Origin of the sequence: Streptomyces sp. NPDC004435 (assembly GCF_042873895.1) — a bacterium.
In the GTDB taxonomy this organism is placed as follows: Bacteria; Actinomycetota; Actinomycetes; order Streptomycetales; family Streptomycetaceae; genus Streptomyces.
Map to the genome: position 1 here is coordinate 164,347 of NZ_JBIAMB010000018.1, position 16,069 is coordinate 180,415.

The 16,069-nt window shown below is 73.3% G+C and carries 14 protein-coding genes; 11 read left to right on the forward strand and 3 right to left on the reverse strand.

Annotated elements, in window-relative coordinates; all coding sequences use genetic code 11:
* Positions 1-23: 23 nt before the first annotated feature.
* The 7 genes from ACFYT9_RS29175 (at position 24) to ectB (ending at position 9,090) form a co-directional block, all read left to right on the forward strand.
* The gene (locus ACFYT9_RS29175; protein ID WP_389168704.1) at positions 24-1,283 is read left to right on the forward strand and encodes an NAD(P)/FAD-dependent oxidoreductase; all 1,260 of its coding nucleotides are present in this window, start codon (positions 24-26) and stop codon (positions 1,281-1,283) included.
* 65 nt (positions 1,284-1,348) lie between these two features.
* Positions 1,349-1,903, forward strand: coding sequence for a DUF3291 domain-containing protein (locus ACFYT9_RS29180; RefSeq protein WP_376599392.1), 555 nt, complete (start codon positions 1,349-1,351; stop codon positions 1,901-1,903).
* Between the two features lie 40 nt (positions 1,904-1,943).
* Positions 1,944-3,917: a class I tRNA ligase family protein gene (locus tag ACFYT9_RS29185; RefSeq protein ID WP_389168706.1), complete on the forward strand. Its 1,974-nt coding sequence runs from the start codon at positions 1,944-1,946 to the stop codon at positions 3,915-3,917.
* Positions 3,914-5,059, forward strand: coding sequence for an NAD(P)/FAD-dependent oxidoreductase (locus ACFYT9_RS29190; protein WP_389168707.1), 1,146 nt, complete (start codon positions 3,914-3,916; stop codon positions 5,057-5,059). The genes ACFYT9_RS29185 and ACFYT9_RS29190 overlap by 4 nt, the downstream gene beginning before the upstream one ends.
* Before the next feature lie 92 nt (positions 5,060-5,151).
* Positions 5,152-6,435 carry a lysine N(6)-hydroxylase/L-ornithine N(5)-oxygenase family protein gene (locus ACFYT9_RS29195; protein ID WP_389168709.1) on the forward strand — a complete coding sequence of 428 codons (1,284 nt, stop codon included), beginning with the start codon at positions 5,152-5,154 and terminating at the stop codon, positions 6,433-6,435.
* A 257-nt stretch (positions 6,436-6,692) separates the two neighbouring features.
* Complete coding sequence (locus ACFYT9_RS29200; protein WP_389168710.1) at positions 6,693-7,772, forward strand: amino acid:polyamine antiporter; 1,080 nt, start codon at positions 6,693-6,695, stop codon at positions 7,770-7,772.
* A 67-nt stretch (positions 7,773-7,839) separates the two neighbouring features.
* Entirely contained in the window at positions 7,840-9,090 is a 1,251-nt protein-coding gene (gene ectB / locus ACFYT9_RS29205; protein WP_389168712.1) for a diaminobutyrate--2-oxoglutarate transaminase, read from the forward strand.
* Between the two features lie 25 nt (positions 9,091-9,115).
* Here the strand turns inward: ectB and ACFYT9_RS29210 are convergent, their stop codons facing one another.
* Complete coding sequence (locus ACFYT9_RS29210; protein ID WP_376599798.1) at positions 9,116-9,634, reverse strand: winged helix-turn-helix transcriptional regulator; 519 nt, start codon at positions 9,632-9,634, stop codon at positions 9,116-9,118.
* Positions 9,635-9,735: 101 nt separating this feature from the next.
* Between ACFYT9_RS29210 and ACFYT9_RS29215 the strand changes: the two genes are divergently transcribed.
* The 3 genes from ACFYT9_RS29215 to ACFYT9_RS29225 all read left to right on the forward strand — a co-directional run bounded on the left by ACFYT9_RS29215 (position 9,736) and on the right by ACFYT9_RS29225 (position 13,281).
* Positions 9,736-10,947, forward strand: coding sequence for a pyridoxal phosphate-dependent aminotransferase (locus tag ACFYT9_RS29215; RefSeq protein WP_389168714.1), 1,212 nt, complete (start codon positions 9,736-9,738; stop codon positions 10,945-10,947).
* Positions 10,948-11,102: 155 nt separating this feature from the next.
* On the forward strand, positions 11,103-12,401 hold the full coding sequence (locus tag ACFYT9_RS29220; RefSeq protein ID WP_389168716.1) for an acetyl-CoA carboxylase biotin carboxylase subunit family protein: 1,299 nt from the start codon (positions 11,103-11,105) through the stop codon (positions 12,399-12,401).
* A gap of 184 nt (positions 12,402-12,585) precedes the next feature.
* Complete coding sequence (locus ACFYT9_RS29225; RefSeq protein WP_389168718.1) at positions 12,586-13,281, forward strand: alpha/beta hydrolase; 696 nt, start codon at positions 12,586-12,588, stop codon at positions 13,279-13,281.
* A 7-nt stretch (positions 13,282-13,288) separates the two neighbouring features.
* Here the strand turns inward: ACFYT9_RS29225 and ACFYT9_RS29230 are convergent, their stop codons facing one another.
* Together ACFYT9_RS29230 and ACFYT9_RS29235 are read right to left on the reverse strand one after the other, a co-directional pair.
* The gene (locus ACFYT9_RS29230; RefSeq protein WP_389168719.1) at positions 13,289-14,227 is read right to left on the reverse strand and encodes a peptidoglycan-binding protein; all 939 of its coding nucleotides are present in this window, start codon (positions 14,225-14,227) and stop codon (positions 13,289-13,291) included.
* A gap of 259 nt (positions 14,228-14,486) precedes the next feature.
* Entirely contained in the window at positions 14,487-15,404 is a 918-nt protein-coding gene (locus tag ACFYT9_RS29235) for a DMT family transporter (protein ID WP_389168721.1), read from the reverse strand.
* A 99-nt stretch (positions 15,405-15,503) separates the two neighbouring features.
* Here ACFYT9_RS29235 and ACFYT9_RS29240 point away from each other — a divergent pair, with 99 nt between their 5' ends.
* On the forward strand, positions 15,504-16,037 hold the full coding sequence (locus tag ACFYT9_RS29240) for a CGNR zinc finger domain-containing protein (RefSeq protein WP_389168723.1): 534 nt from the start codon (positions 15,504-15,506) through the stop codon (positions 16,035-16,037).
* Positions 16,038-16,069: the final 32 nt, after the last annotated feature.

Genomic DNA, 16,069 nt, shown 5'->3' on the forward strand with positions numbered 1-16,069 from the left:
CCGGAGATGTGGAGAGCCGATCCGTGAGCAGCACCGAGGAGCACGACGAAGCACCGCTGGACGTGGCGGTGGTGGGCGGCAGCCTGGCCGGCTGCGCCACCGCCGTCCACTTCGCCACGATGGGGTACCGGGTGGCGGTCTTCGAGAAGAAGGCGACGCCCGACGCGTACCACAAGCAGCTCTGCACCCACTTCGTGCAGCCGCACACCGTTCCCCTGCTCAACGCCCTCGGACTCGCCCATCTCCGCGAGCCCGCCTGGTCGGTGGCGACCAAGGCCGTCTTCGTGACGCCCGGCGGCGTGGTCGAGACGCCGGGCCCCGGATACGACCCCGAGGTGCCGGAGTCGTACGCGCTCAACCTGGAGCGGCGGGTGCTCGACCCTGCGATCCGGGAGTCCGCGCGGCGGCACGGCGTCCGCTTCGTCGAGGCCACCGGGGTCGAGGGGATCGAGCGGGACGCCGACGGCTGGACCGTGCACACCTCGGCCGAGACCGGGACCCGGCGGTACCGGGCGCGGCTGGTGGTGGCGGCGGACGGACGGCGCTCGCGCCTCGCCGGGCTGCTCGGCAACGAGGCCGAGAGCCGCCCGAACGAACGGGCCGCGGTCTTCGGCTATTTCACGGGCATCGAGGCACCGGCCGACAACCGCTCGGTCTTCGTGATGAACGAGCGGGATCTGGCGTGCAGTTACCCGCTCGTCGACGGCAGGACCGAACTGGTGCTCTTCGCGGAGAAGTCCCGGGTCGAGGGATGGCGGGGCGCGGACGGCCGGATGCAGGAGTTCCTGAAGTACTTCGACGGGCTCGCGGACGCGCCGTCGGTGACGAACGCGGTCCCGGAGGGGCCGCTGCTCGGTTACGCCGACTACCCGAGCCTGATCCGGCGGCCGGTGGCCGGCTCCGTCCCGTTCGTCGGCGACGCGGCCCTGTCCCTGGACGCCATGAGCGGCGTCGGGTGCGGGTTCGCGCTCCTCACCGCCCAGCTGCTGGCCCACTCGTTCGCCGGCCGGACGCTGGACGCCGACGGCGTCCGCGAAGGGCTCGACGCCTACCGGGAACGGTTCGAGAAGACCCTGCTGCCGCACGCGGAGGGAATCTGCGGGGACTCCCTCGTCGAGAAGGACGAGACGACCCGCAAGCGCATGTTCGAGACCATCTGCGGAAATCAGGAACTGAGCGGGAAATACCTCGCCCTGACCGGCCGCATGATCATGCCGGCCGAATTCCAGCGCGCATTCATGCGCGGATTGATGGCCCGCGGTTCGGGTGCGGCGCGGAAATAGTCTCCGCGCCCCGCAGAACACCGTCTTCCACGACCGGACATTTCACTAGGGAAGGACCGAGACCGATGGCGCGTGTCGCGTTCACGACGTTCGCGATCCTGAAGGAACCGTACGGGCATCCCGAGGTGCAGGAATTCGACGACCTGACGCCGCCGACCTTCGAGGAGGCGGAGCGGAGCCGGGGATTCGTCGCACGGGCGAAAGAGGAACCCGATCAGAGCCACCTCAGCAATTTCCACCGGGACTGGGGCGACTGGGGGAAGTTCGAGGTGCCCCGCTTCTACACCGGTGGCCGGACCGACGAGACCGACAGCCGGGCCTGCACCCTGTCGCTCTGGGCCGACCTGGAGTCCGTCTTCGCCTTCGCCTACGGCGGACTGCACCGCACGACGCTCAGCCGGCGCCACGAGTGGTTCCTGAAGCCGGAATGGCCGACGTACGCCGCCTGGTGGGTGGCCGACGACGAGGTCCCCACCTGGGCGGACGCCTGCGTCCGGCTGGAGCACCTGCACGACCACGGCTCCTCGCCGTTCTCCTTCTCCTTCCGCCGGCCCTTCGACGCCGACGGCGCGCCGACCAAGGTGAGCGCCTCGGCGGCCCGCCCCGCCTCGGACTCCTGACACCGCCCGGCCCTACCGACCACTCCACCAGGGGGAAACCGTGATCACGCGCGCCTTCGACCGTTCCGCGATGAGCTGGTCGTACGAGATGCACCTGCAACCCATGCTGTCCGCGACCGACATCGAGGGGCTGCCGTTCGGCTCCGTCTTCGGCAGCGTCCCCGCGCACACCACCTCGAAGCGCCACGCCCACCAGGACGGCGAGATGTTCATCGTCCTGGCCGGAAAGGCGGTCGTCCTCCTCGGCGACGAGGAGCGCGAGCTCGGACCGGGGCACGTCTGCTACCTGTCACCGTTCGGCTTCCACGAGATCCGCAACGACCACGACGAGCCCTTCGACATCGTCTCGGTGTACTGGGAACACATCCCGAGCGCCGTCGCCGTCCTGGAGAAGTCGCCCCCGCGCGACCGGCTCGCGGACCGCACCCTGGTGTGCTGCCCGCCGGTCACACCCAACGGCGGGCTCCACCTGGGCCACCTCGCCGGCCCCTACGTCCGCGCCGACATGATGGTGCGCGCCCTGCGCAGCTCCGGCCGCGACGCCCGGCACACCACCGGCACCGACGACAACCAGTCGTACCTCGCCACCGCCGCGCTGCTCCGCGGGACCACCCCGACGGCGGTGGCCGCGGCCGAGGGCGACGGCATCGTGGCGACCCTGCGTACGGTCGGCGTCGGCGTCGACCGGCTCACCCGCCCCCTGACCGACCCGGGCCACGGCGACCGGATGCGGGCCCTGCTCGACCTGGTGAAGGCGTCGCCCGCGGTGCGTGAGGAGGAGCGGGAGACGGCGTACTGCCCGAGCTGCGACCTGTCGCTGCACCAGGCGTTCGCCAGCGGGAACTGCGCGCACTGCGACGCGTCCAGCGTCGGTGAGATCTGCGAGGCGTGCGGACGGCCCAACGAGGCCAGGGAGCTGACCGGTCTGAAGTGCCGGATCTGCGGCACGGCGGCCGTCACCCGCCCGGAGCGCGGGCTCTGGCTGGACATGAACGCCTACGCGGACGAGCTGCGCGAGTACCTGCGGGTGTCGTCCACCGCGCCCGACCTGCAGATCCTGGTGGAGCGCCTGCTGGACGAGGGGCTGCCGCCGTACCGGCTCGACCGGGCCACCGACTGGGGCGTCGACCTGGGCGACGGCCGGGCCCTCGACCCGTGGGCCGACCTCGCGCTGGCCTTCCTCGACGCGGCCAGGTCCGAGGCGGAGGAGGGCGGCCCGGCGCGGATCGTGCTCTTCCTCGGCTACGACAACAGCTTCTACTACGCGGTGCTGCTGCCGGTGCTGGCCTTCGCGGCCGGTCTGCACGCGTACCTGCCCTCCGCGTTCGTCACCAACCAGTTCCTGCACCTGGGCGACGAGAAGTTCTCCACCAGCCGGGGCCACGCCGTCTGGGCCGACGACGCGCTCGCCGAGGCGGGACCGGACGCCGTCCGCCTGGCGCTGCTGCGCGACGCCCCGGAGGGCCGGGTCACCCGGATCACCGAGGAGCGGGCCGGCCGGCTGACCGAGGACCCGCTGTACCTCGCCGCACACGCGTGGCTCGACGGCTTCGCGACGCTGGAAGGCGTGGACGGCGGCGTGGTGCCGGGCACCGGCGCCTGGACGGACGCGCACCGCGAGTTCTACCGCTACCTCAACCTGACGACACGTCAACTCGACGGTCTGATCCTGCCGGAGGCGTTCAGCGCCCGCGGCTACGTCGATCTGCTCGACTCCTTCGTGAAGCGCTGCGCCGAGTTCCGGGCGACGGAGGAGGTGGCCCGCCGGGTGCGGTCGCTGGCGGAGGAGGCCCGTACCAGCCTGGCGCTCGAATTCCTGGCGGCCAAGGTGTTCGCCGCACTGGCCTGGCCGGTCACCCCCGGTGTCGCCGAGCGGGTCTGGGCCTGGCTGGGCCTGCCGGGAGAGCCGGTCCGCGAGGCCGACTGGTCCTTCCTGCCCTCCGGCACCCGGTGCGCGGCGCCCGCGCCCGCCCGCGCGGCGGCGGACCTGCCCGCCGCGAGCGGGCGCTCGTGAGCGACCCCGGGCCTGCCGGTCCCGTCCCCGGCGGCGAACTGCCCGCCGTCGCGGACGTCGTGGTGGTGGGCGCCGGGATCACCGGCGCCGCCGTCGCGCACCACCTGGCCCGCCGGGGCGCGTCCGTCGTCGTCCTGGAGCAGGCGGACCGTCCCGGAGCCGCCGGGGCGACCGGCTTCTCCGGCGGGATGGTCCGCGCCTACGACCCCGATCCGGCCGTCGCCCCGCTGGCGGTGGCCGGCCTGGCCGCCTACCGGGATCCGGGGCGCTGGGCGTCGGGCCGGGCCCCGCTGCGTACGGTCGGCGCGGTGACCGTCGCCGACCCGGCCGAGGAGGCGGCCTTACGGGCGGCGGCGCGGCGCGTCAACGACGCCCTCGGCACCTCGGCGCACGTGGTGGCGGGGCCCCCGGAGGCGGCCGGTGTCCGGCTGGCCGGCGGGATCGCCCTGGTCGAGCCGGAGGCCGGCTGGGTGGCTCCGGCGGAGGTCACGGCCGACTGGCTGGAGCAGGCGCGCGCCGACGGCGCCGTCGTCCGCTGCGGGGTCCGCGTGCGGGCGGTGGAGTCGCGCGGCGGCCGCCCGGCGGTCGTCACCGACGCGGGCACGGTCCTCGCCGGGGCCGTCGTGGCCGCGGTCGGCCCGTGGGGGGCCGAGCCGGTACCCGGACTGCGGCCGGCGGCGCCGGTCCGCTCGCGGTCGATCCAGGTGAGCATCGTGGGGCGCGGCCCGTCCGCCCCGGCCCACGCGACCTTCGTCGACCTGCGGACCGGTCTGTACGCCAAGCCGGTCGGCGCCGACCGGACGCTGCTCGGCATGCCGCACCTGGTCTGGGACGTGCCGGTCGGCGCGCCGCCGGACCCCGACCACGCGCGGGCGACCGTCACCGCGCTCACCACGCACTTCCCGTGGCTCGCCACGGCACCGCGTCTCGACACGATCCGCGCCGCCGACGCCTACGGCGCCCCGGCCGGCGACGGCCCCGCGTCCGGCCTGCTCTCGGAGACCGGCGTCCCGCGCTCCTGGGCGGTGTGCGGCTGGAACGGCGGCGGCGTGAAGACGGCGCCGGAGGCCGGCCGCCGCATCGCCGAGGCGGTCCTCGCCGACGCCGTACCGGCCGGCGGCTCCTGTCCCGGCGCCGTCTGACGGCACGCCCCGGCCGACCCTCCGTGGGCGGCGCCCGACGCGCCCCAGCCCCGGCCCGCACCACTCCCATTCGCTCTCGTCAAGGGGGAACAGTGACCCGCTGCCATGATGTGCTCGGCATAGGTTTCGGTCCGGCCAACCTGGCTCTCGCCATCGCCCTGGAAGAAGAGGGGCACGATCTCGACATCCGCTTCCTGGAAGCCCGCCCGGGCCCGTCCTGGCAGAGCGCGATGATGCTCGACGGCTCGGACATCCAGAACCACCCGGTACGTGACCTGGTCTCGCTGCGCAATCCGCGCAGCCGCTACAGCTTCATCAACTACCTGTTCGAGAACGGGCGTCTGCTCGACCACCTCAACCTCCCGATGGAGTTCCCGCTGCGCAAGGAGTACGCGCAGTACGTCACCTGGGCCGCCGGCCACTTCGAGCGGCTGGTCGACTACGGGGTGCGCGTCACCGGCGTCACGCTGGGCCGGGACGAGGAGGGCCTGCCGCGCTACACGGTCACCACCTCGGCCGGCGAGACGCTCCTGGCGCGGGCCCTCGTCGTCGGCACCGGCCGGGCGCCCTTGGTCCCGGAGCCGTTCGACACGGTGGACTCGCCGCGCGTCTTCCACCTCACGCGGTACCTGCCGGCCCTGCGGGAGCTGGAGGAGTCGGGTGTGGTGCCGCGCCGGGTGACGGTGGTCGGCGGCAGCCAGAGCGCGGTCGAGCTCACCCTCGACCTGTCCCGCCGCTACCCTCGGGCCGAAGTGACCACACTCGTACGGTCGCTGACGCTCCGTGAGAAGGACACCAGCCCCTTCAGCGAGGAGGGGTACTTCCCCGGCTTCACCGACTACTACTACGGCGCCTCCCGCGAACGGAAGGACGCCATCGACCAGTTCATGCGGCTGACGAACTACTCCTCCGCCGACGGGGACGTGCTGCGCGAGCTGTACCGCGTGATCTACGAGCAGCGCCTCGACGGCGAGCAGCGGGTCTTCGTCAGCGGCAGCCGGCAGGTGCGCTCGCTGGAGGTCGTCGAGGACGGCGTCCGGATGAGCGTGGACGAGCTGAACACGGGGCAGTCGGAGGTGCACGAGGCCGACTTCGTGGTCCTGGCCACCGGCTTCCGCGACCTCGGCCCCGCCGCTCACCAGGAGCGGGTCCCGGCGCTGATGCGCGGGGTGGCGGAGGAGTTCGCGTTCGACGCGCACGGCTATCTGTCGGTCGGACCGGACTACGAGGTGCGGCCGGTGGCACCCGAGACACCGGCGCTGTTCCTCAACGGGCTGTGCGAGTCCAGCCACGGCATCGGCGACGCCGGTTCGTTCAGCCTGCTGTCCCTCCGCGCCAAGGTGATCGCGGAGAGCCTCCGGAAGCGCCTCCCGTGACGGAGCCTCCGGACGGCCAGGACGCGACGCCGGGCACGCGCCCGGGTGCGGCGCCCTCGTCTGCGTCGGGTTCGCTCCCGACCTCTACCCCGACCCCGACCCCGACCTCGGAGTCGGGTCCGGGTCCGGGTCCGACCTCGGGTCCGGGTCCAGGTCCGGTTCCAGGTCCAGGTCCGGTTCCAGATTCGGGTTCGGGTTCCGGTGGCCCGGTCGCGCTCCGGCCCGAGCGGGCGATCGCCGGGCGGATCGCGGGCGGGGTGCTCGGCGCCGGGCTGCTGGTCATGCCGCCCGTCGTCGCGGCCCTCGCGGGCGGGGACGCGCTCCTCGTCTGGGCGGCCCACGTGGTCCTGGGCGGCTCGGTCTCGCTGGTGCTCGCCCTGCTGGTCCGCGCCCGGATCGGTCCGTCCTCGCTGGCCGGGGCGGTCGGGGCGCTGCTCGGCGACCGGGCGGAGCGGACGGTGGACGGTGTCTTCGCGGTCGCCTTCACGGCCGGTCAGGCGGCGATCGCCTGGTTCGCCGCGACGGCGCTGCTGACGGCCGCCGACGGGACGCCGCCCCGGGCGGGTTCCGGCGGACTGCCGCTCGCCCTGGGCGTGCTGGCCGCAGGCGTGGTGGGCGCGCTCGCCCCGCTGAAGCTGTCGCCGGCGGTGCTCCGGTGGCGTCCGTGGGTCGCCGGCGTGCTGGCGCTCGCCTGCGCCGTGTGGCTCTGGCCCGCCGATCCGGGCGCGGGCACGGCGCTGGCCCCGTCGGGGCTCCCGGGCGCGGGGGCGCTGTGGCTGGCGCTCACGGCGCTGTTCTTCGCCGGGGTCGGCTGGGAGGTGGTCTCCGGGGCCGCTCCGGCGGCCGGGGCCGGCCCCCGGCGCACCGCCGTCGGCGTGGTCCTGGGCGCGGTCCTCGTGGGCGTCGTCTACCTGGGTCTCGCGGCGGTCCAGGGGCAGGGCGCCCGCGCCCCGGCCGGGGCACCGCTGCGCTGGGTGCTCGCGGTGGCGACGGCCGCCGTCCTGACGTCCTACGTCCTCACCAACGTACGCACCGCCGCCCGGATCGCCGCGCGGCTGCACCCGGCCGGCCGGCGGTCCACCGCCCGGGGCCCGGCCCCGGCGCTCGTCGCGGCGGTCGGCGCGGCCTGCTGCGCCTTCGCCTGGGCGGGGGCGCGGGACGGCGGCGTACCCCTGCTGCTGCTCGGTCCCGCCGCGGCGGCGCTGGTCGGGTACGCGCTGGCCGCCGCGGCGGCGGTACGGCACGGCGGGCCGCTCCTGCGGTGTGCCGGGGCGCTGCTGCTGGCCGTGCTCGTGGGCCTGGCGGTGCCGGCAGTCCCGGTCCTGTCCGGCGTCTGACGCCGCCGGACTCCTCCTCATCGTTCCTACGGCTCACCTTCCACCCCCCTCTCCGAGGAGACCCCTCATGAACGCCTTCTCCCTCGAATCCGAGGTCCGCAGCTACAGCCGCAACTGGCCCGTCGTGTTCGACCGGGCCCGGGGCAGCCGGATGACCGCCCGCGACGGGCGCGCGTACCTGGACTTCTTCGCGGGCGCGAGCGCCCTCAACTACGGCCACAACCACCCGGTGCTGAAGCGGGCGCTGCTCGACTACCTGGAGCGGGACGGGGTGACGCACAGCCTGGACATGCTGACGGCGGCGAAGGAGGAGTTCCTCGTCGAGTTCGGGGCGCGGGTCCTCGCCCCCCGGCGGCTGGACTACAAGGTGCAGTTCCCGGGCCCCACGGGCACCAACAGCGTGGAGGCCGCGCTGAAACTGGCCCGGAAGGTGACCGGCCGCCAGACGGTCGTCGCCTTCACCGGCGGTTTCCACGGCATGTCCCTCGGCTCCCTCGCGGTGACCGGGAACGCCGCCAAGCGGGGCGGGGCGGGCGTGCCCCTCGGGCACACCTGGCGGCTCCCGTACGACGGCTTCGCCGACGGCGAGGTCTCGGGCCTGCGGCTGCTGGACGCCATGCTGGACGACAGCAGCAGCGGTCTCGACCTCCCCGCGGCCGTGATCGTGGAGACGGTGCAGGGCGAGGGGGGTGTGAAGCCGGCCGGTCACGCGTGGCTCGCGGACCTGGCGGAGCTGTGCGACCGGCGGGGGATCCTGCTGATCGTGGACGACATCCAGATGGGCTGCGGGCGCACCGGCCCGTTCTTCAGCTTCGAGGCCGCGGGGATCACCCCCGACATCGTCTGCCTGTCGAAGTCCCTGAGCGGGTACGGGCTGCCGATGGCGCTCACGCTCTTCCGCGCCGAGCTGGACGTGTGGCAGCCGGGCGAGCACAACGGCACGTTCCGCGGCAACAACCCGGCGTTCGTGACGGCGACGGCGGCGCTGCGGGAGTTCTGGGCGGACAGCGCGCTGGAGAAGCAGACGGAGGTGCGGGGCGCGCTGTTCGAGGACCGGCTGGGGGAGCTCGCCGACCGGTACGGGGCGCGAATGTCCGCCCGGCGCGGGCGGGGCCTGGCGTGGGGTCTGGCCTTCCGGGAGGCGCCGCTCGCCCGCCGGGTCGCCGACGCGGCCTTCGCCCGCGGCCTCCTGGTGGAGACCTCGGGTTCGGACGACGAGGTGGTGAAGCTGCTGCCGCCGCTGACCGCCACCGACGAGGAGCTGGCGGAAGGGCTCGACATCCTGGGCGAGTCGGTGGTGGCGGGCGTCGCCGGCTGAGTTCCGGGACGAGCCGGGCCGAGGGTCACACCCTGGCCCCCACCCCGGGCGCCTCATCCGCATCGGGCCCGGAGAACCAGGGACTGTCGGCGTCGGTCGGGCCGGCCGCTGCCCCGGCCGCCGGTTCGACAGCGTCGAACCAGGGGCTGTCGTCGGCGTCGGCCGGACCGACGGCGGGTTCGGGCTCGGTGAACCAGTGGGTGCGGACCGCGTCCGTGGGGCGCGGGTCGCCGAGCGCGTCGAGGCCCCAGGCGGCCAGGGCCTCGACGACCGGGCGCAGTTCGGCGCCGCGGGCCGTGAGCTGGTAGACGGTCGCGTTGGCGGGCCGCTCCAGCCGGCGGCGCTCGACCAGCTCCTCTCCCTCCAGCTGCTTGAGCCGGCTGGCGAGGATGTCGGTGGAGACGCCCGGGAGGTCGGCGTGGAGGTCGGTGTACCGCCGCGGGCCGTGCAGCAGTTCGCGGACGATCAGCAGACTCCAGCGCTCCCCCACCGCGTCCAGGGCTCGGGCGACGGCGCAGTACTGGTCGTAGCTTCGGCGTGGCATGGTGGCCAGCATAGCCAAAGGGTTGGACTTTCCAAGTAGGAACTTGGTAGAACAAAGCAGCCACGGCGGCGCGGATGACGGTCACGGTCGGGAGGCCGCAGATGAATTTTCGACAGTCCAGCAAGCTCAAGGACGTGTGCTACGAGATCCGTGGCCCGGTCGTCGACCAGGCCAACGCCCTTGAGGAGGCGGGTCACAGCGTCCTGCGGCTGAACACCGGCAACCCCGCGCCGTTCGGCTTCGAGGTGCCGGAGGAGATCCTCCAGGACATCATCCGCAACCTGCCCAACGCGCACGGCTACAGCGACGCCCGGGGCATCCTGCCGGCCCGGCGCGCGGTGATGCAGTACTACCAGCAGCGCGGTGTCCCGGGCGTGACCGTCGACGACGTCTACCTCGGCAACGGCGCCTCCGAGCTGATCCAGATGGCCGTGCAGGCGCTGGTCGACGACGGCGACGAGGTGCTCGTACCGATGCCCGACTACCCGCTGTGGACCGCCGTGGTGCGGTTCGCCGGCGGCCGGGCCGTGCACTACATGTGCGACGAGGAGGCGGACTGGTTCCCCGACCTCGACGACATCGCGTCGAAGATCACCGACCGCACCAAGGCCATCGTCGTCATCAACCCCAACAACCCCACCGGCGCGGTCTATTCGAGGGAGCTCCTGGAGGGCATCCTCGAACTCGCCCGCCGCCACGGCCTGATGGTGCTGGCCGACGAGATCTACGACAAGATCCTCTACGACGGCACCGAGCACCACTGCCTGGCCGCGCTCGCCGACGACGTGGTGACGCTCACCTTCAACGGCCTCTCCAAGTCGTACCGCGTCGCCGGGTTCCGCAGCGGCTGGCTGGTCGTCTCCGGGCCGAAGGAGCAGGCCGGCGACTACCTGGAGGGCCTGACCATGCTGGCCGGGATGCGGCTCTGCCCCAACGTGCCGGCCCAGTACGCCGTCCAGGCCGCGCTCGGCGGACGCCAGTCCATCCACGACCTCACCCTGCCGACGGGCCGGCTCACCGAGCAGCGGGACGTGGCCTGGCGGGCGCTGAACGAGATCCCCGGCGTGAGCTGCGTCAAGCCGAGGGGCGCCCTGTACGCCTTCGCCAAGCTCGACCCGGAGGTGCACAAGATCGTCGACGACGAGCGGCTCGTCCTCGACCTGCTGCTGCGCGAGAAGATCCACCTGGTCCAGGGCACCGGCTTCAACTGGCCCCGGCCTGACCACTTCCGCTTCGTCACCCTGCCGCGCGCCGACGACCTGGAGACCGCGATCAACCGCATCGGCCGCTTCCTCTCGACCTACCGCCAGTAGCGGCGGGGCGAGGGTACGGTTCCGGCCAATTCCGCCGCCGGAACAGCCGATTGGCGCATCGCCGGACCGCGGACGCCGCGGACGGGCAAGCTGGATCATGAAGAGACCGTTCCTCGCACCCGGCAGCCGTGGTGCACCCCACCGGAGGAGCTCCGTTGAACACCCAGAGCCAACGCCCGCCCGCCGTGATCGTCATGAGCGACCTGGCGGCCCTCGCCCGCCAGCACCGCCTGATCACCGACATCGCGGAGCGCGGGATGGCGCCGCTGGTCGTCGTCGGCCCCACCACCGACCTGGCGAAGCTGACCGGCCACATCGACGACCCCGCGCACCCGCTCTCCCGGATCCGGGACGTCCGCCAGTTCCCCGACGCTGTGATCGCCGGTGTCCTCGCCTCCGTGCAGGACTGGATCGCCGCGTACGACATACGCGGGATCATCTGCAGCGGCGAGGTCTTCGTCGACCCGTGCGGCGTCCTCTCCGAGGCGCTCGGTCTGCCGGGCCCCGGCGCCTGGGCGGCCCGCGTCTGCCGTGACAAGGTGATGCAGCGCGTCATCCTCCGCGACCACGGCCCCTCCTGGCGGGCCTTCGCCCCGCACCAGCGGGACTCCGCCGCCGCCGACGCGTACCCCGCCGTCGTCAAGCCGGCCGGCCGGATGTTCAGCTCGGGCGTCGTCCGGGTCGAGAACGACGAGGAGCTGCGCGCCGCGCTCACCGCGTACGAGCCGGACGAGACGATCCTCGTGGAGGAGCTCGTCACGGGACCGGAGTTCTCCGTCGAAGCCCTCGTCCACCACGGCGAGCTGATCTGGAGCGGCGTCACCGCCAAGCTCACCAACGAGGACGACAGCCGCTTCTTCACCGAGATCGGCCACACCAGCCCCGCCGACCTGCCGCTCGCCCACACGGACGCGCTCGTCGCCGCCAACGCCGCGATCCTCAAGGCGCTGCGCTTCGACAGCGGCATCACCCACGCCGAGTTCCGGCTCCGCGACGGCCAGCCGGTCCTCATGGAGATCGCCGCGCGCCTCCCCGGCGACGCCATCACCATGATGTGGCACCTCGCCACCGGCCTGCCCATCGAGCCCGCCATCGTCGACCTCGCACTCGGTGTGCGCCCCGACTACCCGACGCCGACCCGCCGGGCCGTGCAGCGCTTCGTCGAGCACACCCCCGGCCGGCTGACGGACGTCCGCTACGAGGGCGAGCCGGTCTCCTGGATCGTCGACGACGCCTTCTGGCCCTCCGTCGAGGCCACCACTCCCGACGCTCCGGCCCGCTGCGCCTCGGTCATGGTGGCGCTCCCCCGGAACGCCCGCCTGGGCACCCTCGCCGACTCCTCCGGCCGCTCCGCCTACGTCGTGGCGGACCTGCCGTGGGACGCCGACCCGGTCACGGAGGTCCGCGCCTACACCGACCGCGTCGAGCTGACCATCGAGCCCGACCTCGCCTGACCCGCCCCGCCGCGGCCCGCCCCCCTCCCGGGGCGGGACCGGCCGCGGCGGAGCACTGGCGCGGCCGCCACCCGTGCGCATGTCGCACCGCGCCGTACGGACCACGACCCACGAGAATCACTCTCGGTCATGGTCCGTACCGATCCCGTCACGGGATCGTCAAGGCAGGGAAGAGAACAGCGCCATGAGCGACAAGCCCACCATCGTCCTGGTCCACGGTTTCTGGGGCGGCGCCGCCCACTGGGCGAACGTCATCGTCGAGCTGAACAAGCGCGGGTACGACAGGATCCGCGCCGTCGAGAACCCCCTCACCTCCCTCGCCGACGACGCCGAGCGCACCCGCAAGATGCTCCGGCAGGTGGACGGACCCGTCGTCCTCGTCGGCCACTCCTACGGCGGCGCGGTCATCACCGAGGCCGGCGGCCTGCCGAACGTGAAGGCGCTCGTCTACATCGCCGCCTTCGCGCCGGACGCCGGCGAGAGCCCCGGGCAGCTCACCCAGGAGATGCCGCCCGCCGCCTTCGACAGCATCGCGCCGGACTCGGACGGCTACCTCTGGATCAAGCAGGACAAGTTCCACGAGAGCTTCGCCCAGGACCTGTCCGCCGAGGACGCCCTCGTCATGGCCGTCACCCAGAAGGCGCCGCTCGCCTCCACGTTCGGCGACGCCGTGACCGCGCCGGCCTGGCGCGACAAGCCCGTCTGGTACCAGGTCTCCACCGAGGACCGCATGATCCACCCGGACAACGAGCGCCGCATGGCCGCGCGGATGAACCCCCGCGGGACCGTCGAACTCGCCGCCGGCCACGCCTCCCTGGCCTCCCAGCCGCGCCCCGTGGCCGACCTGATCGAGGAAGCGGCCCGTCAGACCACCGGCTGACCTCCCGTCAGTCGCGCCAGCCGCCCCAGTCGTCGCCGTCCTCGTCATCCTCGTCGCCCTCACCCTCACCCCAGCCTCCCCAGCCGCCCCCGCCGCCCCGGTCGGTCTCGGCATGCAGGGCCGCGCGGGTCAGCGGTCCGTACACGCCCCGCTCCTCCGGGATGTCACGGGCTTCCTGAAAGCGGCTCAGCGCCGCCTCCAGGAACCCGCCGAACGTTCCGTCCGCGGATCCGAGGTACAGGTGGAGCTGCTGGAGCCGCCGCTGGAGGTCCTCGACCTCGGGCCCGGTGCTGCCGACGCGGAGGACGCCCGGATCGGGACGCCCGGACGGCCGGGCGGTCGCGCTCGCGGTCGGCGAGGCCGGCGGACGGGTGGCGGGCGGCGCCGACGTCCGCACGGGGGTGGGGGTACGGGAAGGGGAGACCGTGTCCGTCGGGACGACGGCTCCGGCGCCGGACGGCGGGGCAGGCGTGCCCGACGGCGGGGCGGGGCGGGTACGCGACGGGCCGGGGCCCGGCGACTGCGCGCCCGGTGTCGCCGTACCGGTACGCGCCCCCGCGGTCGTCGCCGCCCCCGCCTTGTCCACCGCGTCCGTGGCCGCCGCGTCCGGGACCCCCGGGTCCGGCGTCGCCGAGGGCGCCTCCGGCAGATCGGGCATCGTGAGGGTCAGCTCGTCCGGGCCCGCCCGGTCGAGACCGGAGGTGAGTCCGACCGCCAGTCCGATCCCGGCCGCGAGCGACCCGACGATGAGCAACGGCAGAGAAGGACCACCACCCCGCTTCCTCCGCCGGGAGGCGGAGGCCCTTCTCGCCGGAGCCGGAGTGGCGTCGAAGAGCGCGAGATCCTGCACCCGGGCCCCCGGACCAGCGCCGTCGGGCCGGGCGACCTTGCCGAAGACGTCATGGTCCTGCGGCGCGGGGCGTGACTCCGGGTCAGGATTGCGCATGCGGGTGCTCCAGAGGGGGCGAAGCTGTGGACGGTACGGAGAAACCGTGGAGGGCCGGGAGAAGCCGAGGAGACTTTGACCGGCAGTCAAGGTGACCGTCAACTGCCCACGAACCCCCATGAAAGCGGGCACTCGCGACGTAGATTCTTAAACAACTCTTAATAAGTGACGTACGCCACTCCATCAAGCCGCAGGGTGACGCCGCGAGGGCCAACTCGCCACCGGAAAAACGGAGATGACCCACGCCGGGCAGCGGCGCCTACTTGCGCGTCACGAGCAGCACACCGGCGCCCCCGAGCAGCAGGCCGACGATCGCGGAGCAGCCGAGCGTCTGGCCGATCACCAACCAGGCGAGGAGGGCGGTGACGGCCGGGGTGAGGAAGAAGAGCGCGCCGACCCGGCTGACGGCTCGCTTCTTGAGCATGAAGTTGAGGAGCAGGAAGGTTCCCACCGAGTTGACCAGGACGATCCACGCCAGCGAGCCGCCGAAGGCGCCCCAGTCGGACACCTTCGGATCCTCGAAGGCCAGGGTCATCACGCCCATCACCGGTGCGCCGGCGAGGAAGTGCACGGCGGTACCGCTGCGGACGTCCACGCCCTGGGCGAAGCGCTTCTGGTAGACCGTGCCCGCACTCAGACCGAGCAGCCCGACGAAGGACAGCACGATGGCGGTGGCGGAGAAGTCGAGCGCGCCCGCGACCGCGAGCCCGACACCCGCACCGCCCACGACGAAGCCGCACCACTGCCGCCCCGTGATCCGCTCGCCCAGGAACATGCCGGCCAGCAGGGCGATCAGCACCGGGTTGAAGCCCTGGATCAGCGCGACGACACCGCCCGGCACCCCTTCACCGATCGCCGTGTAGAAGGCGCCGAACTGCACGGCCTGCATCAGCAGGCCCGTAACAATCGCGTGCAGGAGCAACCGCCCCCGGGGCCAGGGCGACTTGCTCACCACCGCGATCAGCGCCAGGAGGACACCGGCGACCGCGAACCGGGAGAAGGTCAGCAGCAGGGGCGGCGCCGCGTCGGTGCCGATCACCGCCGCGATGAACGCGCTGCCCCACAGCACCACGAAGGCTGCCGGGATCACGGCGTCGGCCCGGATCGGCGGAGCGGAGGCGGCCGGCTCCTCGGGCACCGTCTCGGCCGTGGCGGGTTTCGGGTCGGCACCTTGCATCAAAGCATCGGCCTCTCACGGAGAAGTAACCGGTCCAACAGGTTATCCGGGAGGCTAGAGGCGGCCCGAGTAACCCGTCAACACGGTTACTCTTGGCGAATGACCTTCGCCTTCGTCAGCGGCAGCGTCGCCCTGGACTTCGTCGGAACCGTGCAGAGCCGGCGGGACGCCCCGCTCGACCTGCTCACGACGGCGCCCCGCCTCGCCGAGTGGGCCGCCGCGTCGGGCCTGGTCGACACCCCGGCGCCCGCGACCCCGGCCGATCTGGCCTCGGCGGTCCGCCTGCGCGAGGCGGTCTACGGCCTCGCGCAGGCCTCGGCCGCCGGCTCCCCTCTGCCCCCCGAGGAGTGCGCCACGGTCAACGCGGCCGCCCTGCCCGATCCGGTGCGCCCCGAACTCCTGCCCGACGGGACGGTGCGGCACCACGGCACCATCGAGGCGGTCCTGTCGGAGGTGGCCCGCGACGCGATCCGCCTGCTGACCGAGACGCCGCGCCTGGTGAAGGAGTGCGCGGCACCGCGCTGCACGCGCCTCTACGTCGACCGCTCCCATCGCGGCTCGCGCCGCTGGTGCGACATGACCCGCTGCGGCAACCGCGCCAAGGCCGCCCTCTACCGCTCCCGAACCACCTGAGCGCGCGCCGGCACGGTCAGGCGCGGTCCCCC

Coding starts and splice junctions, on each gene's coding strand:
- ACFYT9_RS29180 (WP_376599392.1), top strand. CDS start 1,349: ATGGCGCGTGTCGCGTTCACGACGTTCGCGATCCTGAAGGAACCGTAC.
- ectB (WP_389168712.1), top strand. CDS start 7,840: ATGAACGCCTTCTCCCTCGAATCCGAGGTCCGCAGCTACAGCCGCAAC.
- ACFYT9_RS29210 (WP_376599798.1), bottom strand. CDS start 9,634: ATGCCACGCCGAAGCTACGACCAGTACTGCGCCGTCGCCCGAGCCCTG.
- ACFYT9_RS29215 (WP_389168714.1), top strand. CDS start 9,736: ATGAATTTTCGACAGTCCAGCAAGCTCAAGGACGTGTGCTACGAGATC.
- ACFYT9_RS29225 (WP_389168718.1), top strand. CDS start 12,586: ATGAGCGACAAGCCCACCATCGTCCTGGTCCACGGTTTCTGGGGCGGC.
- ACFYT9_RS29230 (WP_389168719.1), bottom strand. CDS start 14,227: ATGCGCAATCCTGACCCGGAGTCACGCCCCGCGCCGCAGGACCATGAC.
- ACFYT9_RS29235 (WP_389168721.1), bottom strand. CDS start 15,404: ATGCAAGGTGCCGACCCGAAACCCGCCACGGCCGAGACGGTGCCCGAG.
- ACFYT9_RS29240 (WP_389168723.1), top strand. CDS start 15,504: ATGACCTTCGCCTTCGTCAGCGGCAGCGTCGCCCTGGACTTCGTCGGA.